We start from the raw sequence: 16371 nt of genomic DNA on the forward strand, positions 1-16371 counted from the left end.
CTCTGCCGCGACAACATCGCTTCGACCGGGCCCGATTCGGCGCCAATCCAGCAACCTCGAATATCAACAAAGACCCAGGCCCACTCCGCGCCGCCAGAATGGTGGCATAAAAAAGCCGACCCCGGATTACGAGGTCGGCAAGCGTACCCAGGGGTACTGATGAACTCCAGCCGTTGCGGCCCTGCCTATTCGAAAAAAAGCCGGTTCTGGCAGCGAACCGGCAAAGCACCTAAGGGAAGGCAGAAACGGTTAAGGGGTCTTAATTTTAAACAACATGGCGTACAACACCGGCACCACCACCAGAGTCAGTACCGTCGCAAAGCCCAGGCCAAACATGATGGTCACCGCCAGCGAGGCAAAGAAGGCATCAAACACCAACGGGATCATTCCCAAAATGGTGGTCAAGGCGGCATTGCTCACCGGTCGTACCCGGCTGATGGCACTGTCGACGATGGCCTGATAGGGCTCCTTGCCACTTTCAAGCTCCAGATTGATCTGGTCCAGCAACACGATGCCGTTTTTCAACACCATGCCGCTGAGGCTGAGCAGCCCCAGCAACGCCGTAAAGGTGAAAGGCTGATTGGTGACCAGCAGACCGATGGTGACCCCGATCAGTGACAAGGGTACCGTCAACCAGATCACTGCCGGTTTGCGGAAGGAGTTAAACAACACCACGGTAATGATGAACATAAACAGGTAGCCCATCGGCAGAGAGCCGAACAGCGACGACTGCGCATCCAGGGTCGACTCGTATTCACCGCCCCACTCCAGCTCATACCCGGCCGGCAGCACCAGAGCTTCCACCTGAGGACGAATCCGTTTAAACAGCACATCGGCGGTCTCGTCGCCCAGCACATTGTGATCGGCCATCACCGTGATGGTGCGCTTGCGGTCTTTGCGCTGAATCAGCGAGTCGGTCCACACCAGATCGATGCTGCGCACCACCTGTTGAATCGGCACATAATGCTGCAGGGTCGGGCTCCAGACCTTCAAATTATCCAGGGTGGCATAATCATCGCGGTACTGCTGCTCCAGCCGGCTGACGATGGGCAGCATACGGGTACCGTCCCGGAACATGCCCACGGTGCTGCCACCAAAGGCCATCTTCAGTGTCTGGGCCACGGCTTCATTGCTGATCCCTAAACGACGGGCCTGAGAGTCGTCCAGCACGGGCACCAGCTCCTTGGTGCGTTCGCGCCAGTTATGGCGAACCCCGCGGGCGCCGCCATCCTGATTGAGAATGTCCTCAACCTGGGCCGCCAGCTGTCGCAGCACGTCGGGATCGGCACCGGAGAGACGGGCCTCAATCTTCGACTTCGGTGACGGCCCGAACTCCATCAGTTTCATCTGAAATTGCGGCTCGACAAACTCCTTGGGCAGTTGCTCATCCAGTACCCGAGCCAGTGCCATCATGTTGTCCTGATTGTCGCTGCGAATCGCCAACTGCGCATAGGAGGCATAAGACTGCTCCGGCGCATAGGTCAGGGTGAATCGAGGCAAGCCCTGGCCGATGGTGGACGCCACAAACTCCGCTTCCGGTCGCAACAAAATGTACTGTTCAACCTGCTTGACCATCGCTTCGGTTTCACGAATGTCGGTTCCTTCGGGCAACCACATGTCCAGGTAGAACATCGGCGTGTTGGAAGGCGGGAAGAACGCTTGTTTGACCAAGCCAAAACCCGCCACGGAACCTGCCAGCAGCAGCACCATCGCCACCATGGTGGTCTTGCGGAATTTCAGCGACCAGCGTAACAGGCCGCCAAAGATCAGGAATACCCGACCTTGATAGGGGTCCTTACTGTCCTCCTGAGTCGACGGCGCAGATAACAAGATGTCCGCCAGGAACGGTGTCAAAGTCAAGGCGGTTACCCAGCTCAGAAACAGGGAGAACAGCAGGACGTAAAACAGAGAATTCATGAATTCACCGGTGGCATCCGGTGACAGCCCGATGGGGGCAAAGGCCACAATGGCAATAATAGTGGCACCCAGCAGTGGCCACTGAGTCTGGGACACGATGTCCTTACACGCCTCGAGCTTGCTCTTGCCCCGCTGCATGCCAACCAGTATCCCTTCCACCACCACGATGGCGTTATCCACCAGCATCCCCAGGGCGATGATCAAGGCGCCCAGAGAGATTCGCTGCAACTCAATGTCGGCGTTTTCCATCAGGATAAAGGTACCGAGCATGGTCAGCAGCAACACCGACCCGATGATCAGGCCACTGCGAAGCCCCATGGTAAACAGCAGAATCACGATGACGATGGCCACCGCTTCCGCCAGGCTTAGCAGGAATCCGTTGACCGAATTCTCCACCTCCTGAGATTGGTGATAAAGCGGATGCAACTCGATGCCAACCGGCCGGTCCTGCATCAGTTCCGCCATTCGCTGGTCCACCGCCTGGCCCACCTCCACCACATTGACGCCGTCGGAAAAGGCAATGCCCAGACTCAGGGCCTGCTGACCGTTGTAACGCATCAGGTGAGTGGGGATCTCCTGGAAGCCCCGGTGCAGGGTCGATACGTCACTCAGGCGCACCAATTGACCAGAGTCACGGCCATGAATGATGGGATCGATGCTGCTGCCCACCGAGCTTGGCCGCAGGAACAGCGATTCGCCATTGATGGTCATCTGGCCGGCATCCAAAACGGCGTTTTCCTGGGTCAGCAGATTCACCACCTGACTCATGTCCAGGTTCAGCGCCGCCAGCCGGGTCAGGGACATCTCGATGAACACCTGCTCCTGCTGCTCGCCATCGATGCTGACCTTGCCGACGCCCTCCACCAGCTCCAACTCCCGGCGCAGGGTATCGACGTACTGCTTCAGGTCATCGAATTCATAGCTGGGACCGGTCACCATATACAGCACACCGTACACGTCACCAAAATCATCGATCACCGCCGGGGTGCGGGCCCCCGAAGGCAACGACGGCGCCAGATCATTGACCTTACGACGCACCTCATCCCAAATTTGCGGCAGTTCGCTCTCATCGTATTCCATCTTCATGGACACGGTGATCTGTGACAGGCCCGGCGCCGACGTAGAGACAATCTTGTCCACATAAGGCAAACGACGAATCGCCTTTTCAATGGGGTAGGTCAGTTCCTCCTCCACCTCTTCGGCGCTGGCGCCCGGATAGGTGGTGACCACCATGGCATCTTTAATGGTAAATGCAGGGTCTTCCAGACGACCCAGGTTCAGAAAAGAGTTGGCGCCGCCAATGGCCAGTATCAACAAGAATAGCCAGCTGATGACTCGGTTTTTAATGGTGTATTGGGCGATATTCATGTATCGGATCAGTCCTTGTTGACGACGGTAACAGCTTTACTGGGGCGCAGTTTCGCCAAGCCGGAGGTAATAATGCGGTCGCCTCCGGACAGGGCGCCCATCACCAGCGCGCCCTCCTGAGACATCTGGGCCACTTCAACGGTCGTCGGCTCGGCGGCCTCTCCCCGGACCCGCCAAATCTGAAATCGATTGGCTGAATCCGTGGCCTGCAACGCCGTCAGTGGCAAACGATAGCCACTGGTCACCGGCAGTCCGGCCGCCTTCAGGTCGATGCTCACTTCAGCGGCTTCACCAGGCAACATCTGCCACTGCGGGTGATCCAGGGCCAATTTGGCCACATAGGCTCCGGTCTGCGGATCCAACCGTAACGAGTGCTCCAGATAGCGCATGGCAATGGACTCCGTCTGGCCTTTCAAGGTGACTTGAGGCTGATAGGTCATGGTCGGAGCGATGCTGACCGCATGGCTTAACAAGGTATCGGGAACCTGTATCTCAACGTCGATACGATCACGGCGATACAGGGTCAGCACGGTTTCTCCCGGAGCGGTGGTTTCGTGGGCCTGCTGTTCCAGGGTGTCAACAATGCCATTAAACGGCGCCCGCAACTCGGTGTAGCTCAGTTGTGCCTTCGCCGAATCCAGGCTGACCCTGGCCAGACGCAAGTTGGCGTCGATCTCATCAAAGTCAGACTGAGCCATCAGCCCCTTGTCCAACAGTTTAGAGGCTCGCTCCCACTGCTTTTGCAGCAACTGCTGCTGAGCAGTGGCATCCTGCAGTTGTTGGCGCTGAATGGTGTCATCCAGCCGAGCCAGAATCTGCCCCTGCTGCACCTCCTGGCCGGGCAATACCGCCAGACTGACCATTTTGCCTTCGATTCGAAACGCCATTCTGGTCAGTTCCGCCACTGCGACCTGGCCATTGAAACGACGTTCCAACAGGTGTTGAGGGGTATCCAGGGTAATGGTCTGAACCAGTTGCGGCGCCTGAGACTGGTGCTGCTGATCCGATCCACAGGCGGTCAGTGCCACGATAGACGACGCCACCAGGGCCCACTTGAATGCTGTTGTCATGTTAAATCCCCCGCTCTCTTTCCCACACCCGTACCGTCTGCCCCGAATGCAACCGGTTGGCGCCGGCGGTGACAATGCGGTCACCGGATTGCAGCCCGGACTTGAGAGTACCGTCGTGGTTGAGCTCTACCTGGATCGCCTCCAAGGTGCTGTGCTGCGGATCGATGCGCCAAACCTTGGCCTGCTGACCAAGTTGGCTGATGAACGCCCCTTGGGGCAGAGTGACCGGTGTCATGGTGTTATTGAAACGATTCAGCTCCACCCACGCGGTCATCCCGGTGAGGGCATTAACCACTTTGGGGCGCGGCATAATCAAGGTGATGCGGTAGCTATTGGTATCGGGATCCGGCTGAGAGGCAAACTCCTTGATGCGGGCATTGGCGTACCGCCCCGGGTGGCCACTGAACACCACACTGGCATTGACTTCGCCACCCTGACGCAGATCCTGACCGTACTGCAGCGGCAGGTTAAAGCTGACGTCAACCTGATCGTTGTTCTCGACACTCATCACCACCTGATTGGCGGCCATCACTTCGTTGGCGCGCGCGAAGGTCATCGACACGTAGCCACTGAATGGCGCCCGAATTCGAGTGTCATCGAGATCGCTCTGAGCTTGGACCAGGCGGGCCTTGGCCACCACCCGATCGGTCTGGCTGCGGTCGAACTGGTCCTCGCTGATCAGTTTTTGTGCAAACAGGCGCTGATCCCGCTCGGCACGAATGGTGGCCAGATCAAACTCCGCCTGTCGCGACTGAACCGCCAACCGATAATCGGTGGGATCCAACTCCGCCAGCAATTGGCCCTCAAACACCCGCTCGCCCATGCGCACATACACCCCGCGCAGCTCACCGGGAATTCGAAATCCCATCTGTGCATGCCGGCTGGCCTCGATTTCGGCGGCAAACGGCAACGATTGCACCTGTTTGCCAATCACCATCGCCTTTACCGGCTGCACCAGCGCCGATGGCGACGGCTCATCATTCGACTGACTCTGAGCCTGAGAGTAGGCATAACCGGCCCAGGCCATTACAATAACGGTCAGCAGCGCCAGGCGCCGATGCCGTTTCCCGAGAGGATTAACTGCAGTTTTAAACATTGAAACCACGCAACACCATAAAGACTAATTTACTATCCACGCGTATAGCCTATATACTGCACAAGCGGATAGCAACACTTACTATACAAATGTATAGTAAATAAAGTATGGCTAATTCGCCAAGTTAGATGAGGCTAATAAGTGAGAAGCAATGACAGCTAAACGATCCGGTAGACAGAGTGCCAACTCGGCGCAGCAAACCCGTAAGCAGATTCTGTGTGTTGCAGGTGATCTCTTTGTCGAAAAAGGGTTTGATCGGGTGTCGGTCCGTGAGATAGCCGACAGTGCCGGGGTATCTCATGGTCTAATCCGCCATCATTTTGGCAGCAAGCAGCAGATCTGGGAGCAGATTTGTGACCTGGTGCTGCAAGACGTACTGATGCAGATTAAGACCATCCTATCCGAGCTGGATCCCAACCTACCGGCCAATGAACGCTATTTTTCGCTGATTACTCGATTTCTGGCCACCCAACTGTGCGACCCCCGACCAATGCGGCTGATGGTCGATGCCGTCCGTGACAACGAAATGTTGTTTAACTACTTTCAGGAAGCGCCGGCCGACATTGAGGAGTTATTTGACTCAGAACTCAGAGCGGTGCAGGCACAAGGTTACCTGGAAGGGATGAAGGTCAAAGAGATGAAGTGGCTGATCTGCATGTTCACCGACGCACCGGCCACCCTGGCACCACTGCTGATTGACGTATACGACACCAGCCTCGACAAGGCCAGGGTCCAGCACTGGATGCTCGCCTGCCAACTGCTGGCTACCCCTCTGGGCATCGCCAATGACAAACTCCCCAAGCCGGACAGTCTGGAAGAGGTGGCCTTGCCCTGGAGCCGCTGCATCACCGACGGCCGCTGCGATCCGTGATCCCCTCCTGGGCCCCGACGTGCGGGGCCCGGCGGTCACCACTGACCGCGATCAATCCAGGCTCTTCTTAAACCGGGAGGACGCCAGTACCAGGCCGAGAACGGTAAAGCCCGCCAGCCACAGGGTGTCCTGCCACATGGCACCGAGATCCGATCCCCGCAGCACCACACCGCGAATGATGCGCATGAAGTGGGTCGCCGGCAGCACTTCGGCAATCCACTGGGCCGCATTGGGCATCGCTTCGTAAGGGAACATAAACCCGGACAGCAGAATGGAAGGCAGCAGCACAAACACCGTCATCTGCATCGCCTGCAACTGAGTGGTTGCAATGGTGGAGATCACCAACCCCAGGGTCAGGCTGGCTGCAATAAACAGCAGGGTGCCCCACAGAATCTGGCTCACTTCACCATTGATTGGCACCCCAAATACCAGCACGCCCAAGCCGAGAATGATGGCGACCTGCAACAAACCAATGAAGATATAAGGGATGATCTTAGCCACCATCAGCTCCAGGGAGTGCACCGGCGTAGTGATCAACAGCTCAAGATTGCCCCGTTCCCGTTCGCGAACGATGGCCGCCGAGGTAAACAGGATCATGGTCATGGTCAATATGACCCCCAACAACCCCGGCACAATATTGACGGCTGACCGCCTCGAGGGATTGTAAAACAGTGCCACCTCAAAGGTTTTCTCCTGCACTCCGGAGAAGTTGGCCATCTCGGCAATGGGCATAGACTGGAACTGCAAGATCGCCGAGCTGACCATGGTGTCGCTGCCGTCCACCAGCCACTGTCCTAACTGGCGCCCCTGGGCAGCCCGTTGATTCAGATCCGCTGGCAACACCAGCGCCGCCCGAATACTCCCGGCACCGATGGCGTCCTCCGCTTCGGCTACCGTCGCCAACCGCTGTTTCACCTCCACCACCTGAGTCGCTTTCACTGACTCGGTCACCACCCGCCCCAGCGCCGACTGGCTTTGATCCACCACCGCCACCGGAATGTTACGCACGTCAGTGTTGATGGCAAAACCAAACAGCAGCAGCTGAATCAAGGGAATCATCACCACCATACCAAAGGTGATTCTGTCCCGGGACAATTGGCGCAGTTCTTTAAAAACAATGGCTTTAATTCTAAAAACGCTGTTCACTGCCGCCCCTCCCCGGTGCAGGTAACAAACACATCCTCCAGGCTGGGACGGGCCAGAGTCAGCAGCCCCTGACGCAGGGCCGGCTGCTGCTGTCGCAACCACTCGATAGGGTCTTCAATGGCCTTATCCACCAGCACCCGCAATCGAATGCCCAACTGGGCGGCGGATCGTACCTGGGGCAACGGCAACAGCTGCTCTTTTAACTGTCGTAAGCCTGCCGCTTCCACCTCCACCACCGACACCCCCATGTCGTTCATCAGGGTTTCCGGGGCGCCGTCGGCGCGAACGATGCCGGCCTCCATGATCGCCAGGGCGTGACAGCGCTCCGCCTCATCCATGTAGTGAGTGGTCACCAGAATGGTGGTGCCGGCATCGGACAGATCAAACAACTGCTCCCAGAATTCACGGCGATTCTCCGGATCCACCGCCGAGGTCGGCTCATCCAGAAACAGCAGATCCGGCTTATGCATCGTGGCTGCCGCCAGCCCCAGCCGCTGCTTCTGGCCTCCACTCATGCCGCCGGCCCGTTGCGCTGCCAGCCGGGTCAGGCCATAGGTGGTCAGTTGCTCATCGATTCGTCGACGCAACTGCCGATCGGGCATGCCATAGATCTGACCGATAAACTGCAGGTTCTCCCTGGCGGTCAGATCCTCGTACAGGGAAAATTTCTGGGTCATGTAGCCGATGCGTAGCCGCAACGCCTCCGCCTGTTTGGGAATGGACAGTCCCAACACCTCGACACTGCCTTCACTGGGGCTCAACAGGCCGGTCAACATGCGAATGGTGGTCGACTTGCCGCACCCATTGGGGCCAAGAAACCCATAAATGCTGCCGGTAGGCACATTCAGATTCAAACCATCGACGGCTTTGAAGTCGCCAAATTTACGCACCAAGCCGTCAGCCCTAATGGCGTAATCACTCATGGGGCATCTCCACCTGGGCGGGAACGCCAGACGGCAGATGGCGGGCTGACTCGGGCAGACTCACCTCGGCCAGGTACACCAGCCGGGCCCGATCCTGCTCATTCAACGCGTAATAAGGGGTAAAGGCTGGCTCGGTGGCAATCCAACGAATCTGGCCTTGATAGCTCTGGTCATCGCCGTCTACATGCACCGTCAACCGGGTACCGGCACTGAGCTGAACCCGATAAGGCTCGGGCACATACACGCGGGCAAAGGGGGTCATGTCAGCCTGAATGGCGGCAACGATGCCATTGGTGGGCACCCGCTCACCGATGTTGTAAGGCAGGCTGTCCAGAATGCCGTCCCGGGTTGCGACAACGGTCAAATCGCTGAGAATCTGCTCCTGCAACGCCACCTCCGCTTCACTGGCCTGCAGCGCCGCCTGAGCCTGAGTAATGTCCTCGACCCGGCTGCCACGGGTCAGTTTCGCCAGGGTTTCTCTGGCCGAGTCCTGATCCGCCTTGGCCGCATCCCGGTTGGCCCGGGCGCTGTCCAACGTTGCCATGCTGGCGAGCTTCTTTTCCACCAGGGTCAATGCCCGCTCCAGGCTCTTCTCCGCCTCCAGCAGGGTTGCATCCGTCCTCTCCAGAGTGGCTTGTGCGGCCGCAATGTCTTCCGGGCGCTCGCCGTTGGTCAGTCGCAGCAGGTAGGCTTCGGCTTTGGCTTGCTCGGCCTTGGCTCTGGCCACCACCGCCAGCTGCTGTTTATCGTCCAGCACCACCAGAATGTCGCCGCGACGGACAAACTCCCCCTCTTTAATTGGCCGCTGACGCACGATTTGATTGGCAGTCGCCGTCAGGATCACCCGATCCCTTTCCAGAGTTCCCAGCGCCTGTGACGGCACCGAGTCGGTGCAGCCTGTCAGCACGACGGCCATCATTACTGCAAACAGTTTCCATTTCATAGGGGTACGCTTCTCCGAACAGGGGTTGACTACCAGTCTACGAAAACCGGTTCAATACACCACAACGTCAATTCTCACTGTGAGTACAATTTGATGAATTTTCAAGCGTGACAATGAGTAAAGCCTTTGCTCGCGCGACCGACACCCCGTCCGTCCGCGTTGAGCTCAGGCGCCGCGATCGGACAGAGTGGGGGGGCGTGCATCAGGCTGGCGACAGAATGAAGGAAGAGGTCGTGCTGAGGACCCGGCGATGGCCGGCCTCGATGGGCCCGAGAATACAACACCAACAGGCGTCAGCACATCGATGCCCATCGGCTCAGAGCTCGGCATCGTCGGGTCGGCTGCGGCTGTGAGCCTCCTGCAACCATACCCTCAGGTTGTTGCCGGTCAGCAACAGCAACACCACCGCCACCATAAACACCAGCAGGCTGCCTTTCCAGAGCGAGACTATCGCCAACCCCAGGCCAAAAACGAGAATAAAAAACTGACTGAACAAACCCCCTCCTTGCGCCCCATGAGGCTAGCGTGTCGTCCCACCCTGACCGACGCACGGCCGCTCCCCGGCTCACTCCGTTAGACCGGACTAACCCATAATAATTTCATCGCCCGGCCTGTTTTCTTGAGAAACCAGGCCGCAACGAATTGGGCCTCAGCCATACCGCAGTCAGGGGGCCTGATTCACACTTTCACACTGTTTATTCGACTCTCGTGCAATAACCCGGGCAGATCACAACGTGGAATCAGGTTCTTACCTAATATCAGCGGCACTATCACTCCTTATTTAGCAACAGTCATGACCATTATTGAAGCCCTGACCATCGGGCTGGGGTTGAGTTATGCCGCGGCGCTGCTTTACGCCAGTCAGCAACGTTACGGTGCCTTGGCCCTACTGGGGACTCTGGTCCTCGCGGTGCTGATCGCCAACCAGGCCAGCCTATGGCTGGCCGTCGCCCTGTCGGTGGCGATCGCGGCCGCCCTGCATCGCAGCCGCTGGGGCCAACAATGGCTCACCGAGATCGATGCAGAGCGCCTACGACTGCTGTGCCAACACACATTGGCACTGTCGATGCTTATTGCCGCCATTCAGTACGGAGGTCATCTGTGGTTTCTCGAACAGGGCCAGACACCGCCCCTGCCCCGTCCGGATGTGGTGGATGCCTTTTTGCCCGTCGCCGGCGGGCTGGGGCTTAGGGGCGCCATGGAAACCGGTCAGCTGGATCAGCACCATCCGGCCGCCATGGTGATGCTGGCTTTGGTATTACTGACCGGGCTACTGCTGAAACGGGCGTTCTGCGGCTGGGTGTGCCCACTGGGACTGGCAGGAGACTATCTGCACCGACTCGGTAACCGGCTGTTTCCCGCCCATCGCGGTGTCCCGTTATGGCTGGACTGGCCTCTGCGAATGATCAAATACCTGCTGGCATCGGCACTGGTGTATCTGGTGGTCGTGGCGCTGCCGGCTGCGGCGCTGCCTGGCTACCTGAAAAGTTCGTACCACATCATGGCCGACGTCAAGATGGCACAGTTTTTCGTCGCACCAGGGCCGCTGACTGTGGCAGCGATGTCGATCCTGATTCTGGCGTCAATGTGGCGCCGACAGGCGTTTTGCCGCTACCTGTGCCCTTACGGTGCCCTGATGGGATTGCTCAGCTTGCTGAGCCCTATGAAGATTCAGCGTCAACCGAATCGATGTCTGAACCACAGCAAGGGCTTGGCCTGTGACAAATGCAGTCGGGCCTGTCCTGCTGGCATTGCCGTGCATCAACAGCGTCGAATTCACAGTGATGAGTGCCAGGCGTGTCTGCGTTGCGTCAGTGCCTGCCCCAAGCGAGCTCAGGCGCTGGCCCTGACCCTTGCCAACCAACGACCAGTGGAGGCCACCAGCCTGTTTGCGCTGCTGGTCGTCACCCTGTTGCTGCTGCCTCTGGTCGCACAGCTGTTTGGTTTATGGCACAGCAACACCGATCCGATGATTCGAATGCAACTGATGCAGATGCTGGATCGGCTTGGCATGTCATGACTCAGGACTAACGGGATCCGCAACGGCTCTGGCACAGAGCCGCGTACACCCGCGCGATCCCCTGTTCATCGAGGCGGTGCAGATAACGGTCCCAGGCCAACTCTGCCATCACCTGAGAATCACCGGTCATCGAGTCTTTCCACTGAACCAGCTCGACGATCTGCTCTCGACTCAGATCGCGTTGCCCCAGACAGCGTAACCCCTCTTCCAGACTTAACATCGCACCCTCTCCTTTTGTTCCGTCACTACGAGGCCATGGCGCATTCGGATCACCGGCTGCGATGATGACCACTGTATTGAGCATAGCCTCTGTTTGAGAACTCAGGGCGCCGGGCGGCGGGGCCAATGCGGCTGGCACGCCCTGTCGCCTGACCCGATAGGGGAGTTTTTTTGCTCAACCTTGTAACTCATTGCTAAAATTATCATTTTCAAGCACTCCCGAGCATACCCATGACCTTCGCTGCACGAACACTGTTGCTGGCATTACCCCTGGTTATTGCGGGCTGCGCCACGCCCCTGCCCCAGGTAAGCCAAACCGAGTCCTACGCCCTCGCACCGGATACCAACCAACAGGCTTGGGAGGCCATTCGAACCCTGCAACAGGCTCATCCCGGCCAATCCGGGGTCTACCCAATCAGTGATGGCCGTGAAGCCTTCATCGCCCGACTGCACGCCGCCACCGATGCCCAGGCCAGCATCGACCTGCAAACCTACATCTATCGGGACGATGATACCGGCCGTGCGGTGCTGTGGAGCCTGTGGCAAGCCGCCGAACGCGGAGTCCGAATACGGCTATTGCTGGACGACATGCAGACCTCAGGCAACGATGAAGCTCTGGTATTGCTGCATCAGCACCCCAACATTCAGGTTCGGCTATTCAACCCGTTTACCAAGCGCCAATGGCGAGGCCTGGAGTTGATTGGCAGTTTTGACCGCACCAACCGGCGCATGCACAACAAGGCCTTTATTGTCGACAACAGTGTCGCCATCACCGGCGGCCGCAACATTGGCGACGAGTACTTCGATGCCAGCCATGACGTCGCGTTCGGCGATTTCGATGTGCTGCTGATCGGTCCGGCGGTCATCGACATCAGCACCCAATTCGATGACTACTGGAACAGCGACTACGCCATTGCGGTCGATGCCCTGCTCGACGCTCAGCCGATTGCCAACCGGGACGACATCACTCGCACCTTTGAGCAACGCATCGAAACCGATAAAAAACAGCAACAAGCCTACATCAACAGTCTCTACCAAACCGAGCTGGTCGCTCACCTGGAGCGCGGGGAGCTGCCGCTGTACTGGTCTGATGCCCGGGTCATTGCCGACTCCCCCCACAAAGCCAACAGTGGCGGAACCGAATCCAGCCTGATGGTGGACGCGCTGGAGAAAGAGTTTCGCCATTCCAGCGACTCGCTGTTGCTGGTTTCGCCCTATTTTGTTCCAGGTCAGGCCGGGGCCGACAACCTGGTGGCCATGGCGGAACGCGGGTTGTCGATCAGCATCATCACCAACTCTCTGGCGGCCACCGATGTGGTGGCGGTACACTCCGGCTATCAAGGGTACCGTCGGCAACTGCTGAAGGCCGGCATCACGCTGTACGAAACCAAGCGTCGTCCCGGGGTCAAACCTGGCAGCTGGGCGGCCTCGTCACGGGCCAGTCTGCATGCCAAAACCATGGTGTTTGATCACCGCACCCTGTTTGTCGGCTCCTTCAACCTGGATCCCCGTTCTGCCCAGATCAACACCGAAATGGGGGTGCTGTTCGACTCACCACAACTGGCTGAGCTGATGACCCAATCGCTGTTACAACAGCTTCCAAAGTTCACCTACCGCCTGAGCCTCGAGGATGACGAGCTGCGCTGGCACGACGACCAAAACGGCACCGTGCTCACCACTGAGCCCGACGCCAGCGTGTGGCGACGGATGGGCGCCTGGTTGATGACCTGGCTGCCCATAGAGGATCAGCTTTAACGCCTGTCGAAGGCTAAAACTCGGCACTCCTGGCCATTTTTTTCGCCCTCGCCGGCGCTGGTGATGGCGGCGCAGAACTTTTATTTTGACCCCCATCACGCTTTGGCTGTGACCCCGGTCTCCGTGCCACAACACAGCTCCCCCCACTTTTGTGAGATGACTCCGATTCATCGCCACTCAACCCTTAGTTTTCATTTCCCGACGACAAATATTTTCATTTAATACCCTGCGGTTGAGAAAGTTTTGTCTGTGAAGCCATCACGGTGGTCCGGTTCTGTTTTCCCTACTCTGTGCCCATCAAAACACGCAGTAGCACTTGGAGAAACCATGTCGAACAGACGCTCATTCCTCAAACTGGGGGCTGGCATTGCCGCAGGAAGCCTGACCGCCAGCATGCCGGCACTGGCCGCTCGGGGAGAGGCACAACACTGGGACGAAGAGGTAGACGTTCTGGTGATCGGCTCAGGCTTTGCAGGCCTGTCCTGCGCCCTGAACGCTCAGCGTCAGGGCCTGGGAAAAGTACTGGTACTGGAAAAAATGCAAGTCATCGGCGGCAACTCCGCCATCAACGGCGGCTGGTTTGCGGTACCCAAAAACCCGATTCAGTTAGCTCAGGGCATCAATGACGACAGCCCGGCCGAATTGGTCAAAGATCAGATGATCTCCGGCCGCGGCATGGCCAGCGAACCGATGCTAACCAAAATTGCCGAGCACGCCCTGGACGCGTACCACATGTGCATCGATGCCGGCGTCGAGTTTCGCAACAACTTCAACATTCAGGTAGGCGGCCACAACAAGGCCCGCGCCATCCGCACCAAGCACGGCACCGGCGGTGACATCACCACCAAGCTGTACGAAGCCGGTGTCAAAGAAGGGGTCGACTACCGACTGCAGCACTACATTGAAGACTTCATTCGAGTCGGCGATGAAGTTCAGGGTGTGGTCGTACGCCGGGGCTATCGATTCCCGGATCAGAAAACCGGGTCACTGCTGCGCATTAAGGCCAACAAGGCGGTCATCTGCGCCTCCGGGGGCTTTACCCGCAACATGGCCCTGCGCGCCGCCGTGGATCCCTCTCTGGATCCCACCCTGGACGGCACCAACCATCTCGGTGCCACCGGTGAAGTGATGCTGTCCGCCATGGCTCACGGCGCCCTGCCGGTGCACCTGAACATGATCCAGACCGGTCACTGGGGCTCACCGGACGAAGGCGGATTTGGCTGGTCCAACGCCCTGCTGTCCATCGGTTGGCACCAAGGCATGTCCGTCAGTGTCCTTAGCGGCAAGCGCTACATGAACGAACGCGCCGACCGTCTGACCTGCTCCACCGCCATCATGAAAAACCGCTATCAGGACGGCACCCCGGCCTACCCGCTGGTGTTCTTCAACTATCAGGATCATCCCGATGACGATCGTGTGGTTCGAGCCCTGCGCGACAAGATGGCCTGGAAGGTCGATAGTCTCGAGCAGCTGGCCCAGCAGTTCAATGTGCCGCTGGCCGAGCTCAAGCAGACCGTGGCCGAATACAACCGTCATGTTGAGCAGCGCACCGACCCCGACTTTGGCCGCAAGATGGACACCGCCCGGGTACTCAAAGCCCCCTTCGTGGTCTCCCGCATCTGGCCCAAAGTGCACTACTGCATGGGTGGCCTGAAAACTGACCTGGATGGCCGGGTTTTGGATGGGCGCACCATGAGTCCCATCAAGAAACTGTACGCCGCCGGCGAAGTCACCGGCGGGGTTCATGGCCACGCCCGTCTGAGCTCAACCTCCTGCCTGGAGTGTCTGACCATGGGGCTGATCGTACCCACCACCATCACCGCTGACGCCTAAGGACAACAGCATGAAAACAGTACTGTTAACCCTGGCTCTGGGTTTGGGAATCGCCGTCACCGCTAACGCCGGCGACCTGGTCGCCGTCAAGGGCAGCATCAAGGGACGCGACAACCATCAATTCCTGTATGAAGACGGCTGTAAAGCCTGCCACTCAGGATCGGCAAAGAAATACGTCGACGACAGCGCCTGCCAGGATTGCCACGGCAGCATCAACGACATTGAAATTACCCGCGAGTTGGTGCTGGAAGAGGCCAACCCGCACAACAGCATTCACTTTAATCAGGGCGCCAGCTGCCTGGCGTGTCACGCAGAGCACCAGAAAAAAGCCCCTGTGTGCTCCGAGTGTCACCGCACCTGGTTTGACGTGATGTAACACCCCTGGCACCGGAGTGACTCCGGTGCCATCCAAAACAAAAAAGTACCATTCCAATAGGATGAAGATGATGAAAAAACTTGCTTTGCTAATCGGCGTATTCTGCTCCGGCTCTGTCCTGGCCAACGCCCACCTGGAGCACGCCCAGCTGCCTTACCAGCAAGCGACTGCCATCCCGTATGACAGCACCCCGTACTCGCCACAGGACACCATGCCTGAGCAGTGTAAAGATCCGATGGTGATGCAGTACATCGCCGACTGGGAAGCCGGTCGCGTCGACTTCAACACCATTCAGTCCAACGACTCCATTGCCAAGGATCAACGCTTCTGTAAGACCATGGACGACGACGGCAACATCATGGAAGCCAAAGACTGCAAGCTGGAAAATGCCCCCGTCGGCTACCTGTGGAAGGAGCTGTCCGACGCCCCAGTGGTTATCGGCATCACCAACGGCGGCCGCTCTGATCATGCCCCCCATTTCCACGGTCAACCCGAGTGTTACTACGCGGTATCCGGTCGTGCCCGCACTCTGGCCGACGGTCAGTACAAGTGGATGGAAAAGGGCCAGTACTTCTACATTCCTGGCAACACCATCCACAACACCCCGATCACCGATGAGCAAGGCTTTGGCGTGATGTACTGGTATCCGAAAAACGCCCACTTCGACGGTTTCAAATACTACTGGCGCAAAGACGTGAAGAACCTGCGCGTGGCCGAAGAAGCCTTTGACCGGGTTGACGCCCTGCGTAAAGCCGCCATGGATCTGGGGCCTTACGGCACCAACCAGGACAAATTCGAAAAATAAACAACCCGAACCATGTTTTGGAGCCGGTA

14 protein-coding genes are annotated in these 16371 nt (G+C 58.2%); 6 read left to right on the top strand and 8 right to left on the bottom strand.

Going from position 1 to position 16371, the window contains the following annotated elements:
• Positions 1–249: 249 nt before the first annotated feature.
• Genes H598_RS0114495 through H598_RS0114505 form a run of 3 tightly spaced genes read right to left on the bottom strand, consistent with a single transcriptional unit; the run spans position 250 to position 5451 of the window.
• The gene (locus tag H598_RS0114495; RefSeq protein ID WP_028113643.1) at positions 250–3285 is read right to left on the bottom strand and encodes an efflux RND transporter permease subunit; all 3036 of its coding nucleotides are present in this window, start codon (positions 3283–3285) and stop codon (positions 250–252) included.
• Positions 3286–3293: 8 nt separating this feature from the next.
• Positions 3294–4355 (bottom strand): efflux RND transporter periplasmic adaptor subunit, encoded by a 1062-nt coding sequence (locus tag H598_RS0114500; protein WP_028113644.1) that lies wholly within the window; start codon positions 4353–4355, stop codon positions 3294–3296.
• A 1-nt stretch (position 4356) separates the two neighbouring features.
• The gene (locus H598_RS0114505; protein ID WP_028113645.1) at positions 4357–5451 is read right to left on the bottom strand and encodes an efflux RND transporter periplasmic adaptor subunit; all 1095 of its coding nucleotides are present in this window, start codon (positions 5449–5451) and stop codon (positions 4357–4359) included.
• Between the two features lie 151 nt (positions 5452–5602).
• Between H598_RS0114505 and H598_RS24490 the strand changes: the two genes are divergently transcribed.
• On the top strand, positions 5603–6322 hold the full coding sequence (locus H598_RS24490; RefSeq protein ID WP_051252746.1) for a TetR/AcrR family transcriptional regulator: 720 nt from the start codon (positions 5603–5605) through the stop codon (positions 6320–6322).
• A 51-nt stretch (positions 6323–6373) separates the two neighbouring features.
• On the opposite strand, the gene H598_RS0114515 is transcribed toward H598_RS24490, so the two are convergent.
• The 4 genes from H598_RS0114515 to H598_RS0114530 form a co-directional block, all read right to left on the bottom strand.
• Entirely contained in the window at positions 6374–7468 is a 1095-nt protein-coding gene (locus tag H598_RS0114515) for an ABC transporter permease (protein WP_028113646.1), read from the bottom strand.
• Positions 7465–8391 (bottom strand): ABC transporter ATP-binding protein, encoded by a 927-nt coding sequence (locus H598_RS0114520; protein WP_028113647.1) that lies wholly within the window; start codon positions 8389–8391, stop codon positions 7465–7467. Before H598_RS0114520 ends, H598_RS0114515 begins: the two co-directional genes overlap by 4 nt.
• Entirely contained in the window at positions 8384–9334 is a 951-nt protein-coding gene (locus tag H598_RS0114525) for an HlyD family secretion protein (protein ID WP_028113648.1), read from the bottom strand. Before H598_RS0114525 ends, H598_RS0114520 begins: the two co-directional genes overlap by 8 nt.
• Before the next feature lie 316 nt (positions 9335–9650).
• Complete coding sequence (locus tag H598_RS0114530; RefSeq protein WP_028113649.1) at positions 9651–9830, bottom strand: hypothetical protein; 180 nt, start codon at positions 9828–9830, stop codon at positions 9651–9653.
• 297 nt (positions 9831–10127) lie between these two features.
• On the opposite strand from H598_RS0114530, the gene H598_RS0114535 reads away from it, so the two are divergent.
• Complete coding sequence (locus tag H598_RS0114535; RefSeq protein WP_028113650.1) at positions 10128–11354, top strand: 4Fe-4S binding protein; 1227 nt, start codon at positions 10128–10130, stop codon at positions 11352–11354.
• Positions 11355–11361: 7 nt separating this feature from the next.
• Here H598_RS0114535 and H598_RS0114540 read toward each other — a convergent pair whose 3' ends face one another.
• Positions 11362–11574, bottom strand: a complete 213-nt coding sequence (locus H598_RS0114540; protein WP_028113651.1) for a hypothetical protein — start codon at positions 11572–11574, stop codon at positions 11362–11364.
• A gap of 230 nt (positions 11575–11804) precedes the next feature.
• Here H598_RS0114540 and H598_RS0114545 point away from each other — a divergent pair, with 230 nt between their 5' ends.
• The 4 genes from H598_RS0114545 to H598_RS0114560 all read left to right on the top strand — a co-directional run bounded on the left by H598_RS0114545 (position 11805) and on the right by H598_RS0114560 (position 16342).
• Positions 11805–13328 carry a phospholipase D family protein gene (locus H598_RS0114545; protein ID WP_035415950.1) on the top strand — a complete coding sequence of 508 codons (1524 nt, stop codon included), beginning with the start codon at positions 11805–11807 and terminating at the stop codon, positions 13326–13328.
• Between the two features lie 327 nt (positions 13329–13655).
• Positions 13656–15161, top strand: coding sequence for a flavocytochrome c (locus H598_RS0114550; RefSeq protein WP_028113653.1), 1506 nt, complete (start codon positions 13656–13658; stop codon positions 15159–15161).
• Between the two features lie 10 nt (positions 15162–15171).
• Positions 15172–15537 carry a cytochrome c3 family protein gene (locus tag H598_RS0114555; RefSeq protein WP_028113654.1) on the top strand — a complete coding sequence of 122 codons (366 nt, stop codon included), beginning with the start codon at positions 15172–15174 and terminating at the stop codon, positions 15535–15537.
• A gap of 70 nt (positions 15538–15607) precedes the next feature.
• Complete coding sequence (locus tag H598_RS0114560) at positions 15608–16342, top strand: cupin domain-containing protein (protein WP_028113655.1); 735 nt, start codon at positions 15608–15610, stop codon at positions 16340–16342.
• The last annotated feature ends 29 nt before the right edge of the window (positions 16343–16371 follow it).

It is taken from the genome of Ferrimonas kyonanensis DSM 18153, assembly GCF_000425405.1.
GTDB lineage: Bacteria > Pseudomonadota > Gammaproteobacteria > Enterobacterales > Shewanellaceae > Ferrimonas > Ferrimonas kyonanensis.

Excerpts from the sequence above, each read along its gene's own strand:
- H598_RS0114525 (WP_028113648.1), bottom strand. The coding sequence starts at position 9,334 with ATGAAATGGAAACTGTTTGCAGTAATGATGGCCGTCGTGCTGACAGGC.
- H598_RS0114550 (WP_028113653.1), top strand. The coding sequence starts at position 13,656 with ATGTCGAACAGACGCTCATTCCTCAAACTGGGGGCTGGCATTGCCGCA.
- H598_RS0114545 (WP_035415950.1), top strand. The coding sequence starts at position 11,805 with ATGACCTTCGCTGCACGAACACTGTTGCTGGCATTACCCCTGGTTATT.
- H598_RS0114560 (WP_028113655.1), top strand. The coding sequence starts at position 15,608 with ATGAAAAAACTTGCTTTGCTAATCGGCGTATTCTGCTCCGGCTCTGTC.
- H598_RS0114540 (WP_028113651.1), bottom strand. The coding sequence starts at position 11,574 with ATGTTAAGTCTGGAAGAGGGGTTACGCTGTCTGGGGCAACGCGATCTG.
- H598_RS0114555 (WP_028113654.1), top strand. The coding sequence starts at position 15,172 with ATGAAAACAGTACTGTTAACCCTGGCTCTGGGTTTGGGAATCGCCGTC.
- H598_RS0114500 (WP_028113644.1), bottom strand. The coding sequence starts at position 4,355 with ATGACAACAGCATTCAAGTGGGCCCTGGTGGCGTCGTCTATCGTGGCA.
- H598_RS0114520 (WP_028113647.1), bottom strand. The coding sequence starts at position 8,391 with ATGAGTGATTACGCCATTAGGGCTGACGGCTTGGTGCGTAAATTTGGC.
- H598_RS0114505 (WP_028113645.1), bottom strand. The coding sequence starts at position 5,451 with ATGTTTAAAACTGCAGTTAATCCTCTCGGGAAACGGCATCGGCGCCTG.
- H598_RS24490 (WP_051252746.1), top strand. The coding sequence starts at position 5,603 with ATGACAGCTAAACGATCCGGTAGACAGAGTGCCAACTCGGCGCAGCAA.
- H598_RS0114535 (WP_028113650.1), top strand. The coding sequence starts at position 10,128 with ATGACCATTATTGAAGCCCTGACCATCGGGCTGGGGTTGAGTTATGCC.
- H598_RS0114495 (WP_028113643.1), bottom strand. The coding sequence starts at position 3,285 with ATGAATATCGCCCAATACACCATTAAAAACCGAGTCATCAGCTGGCTA.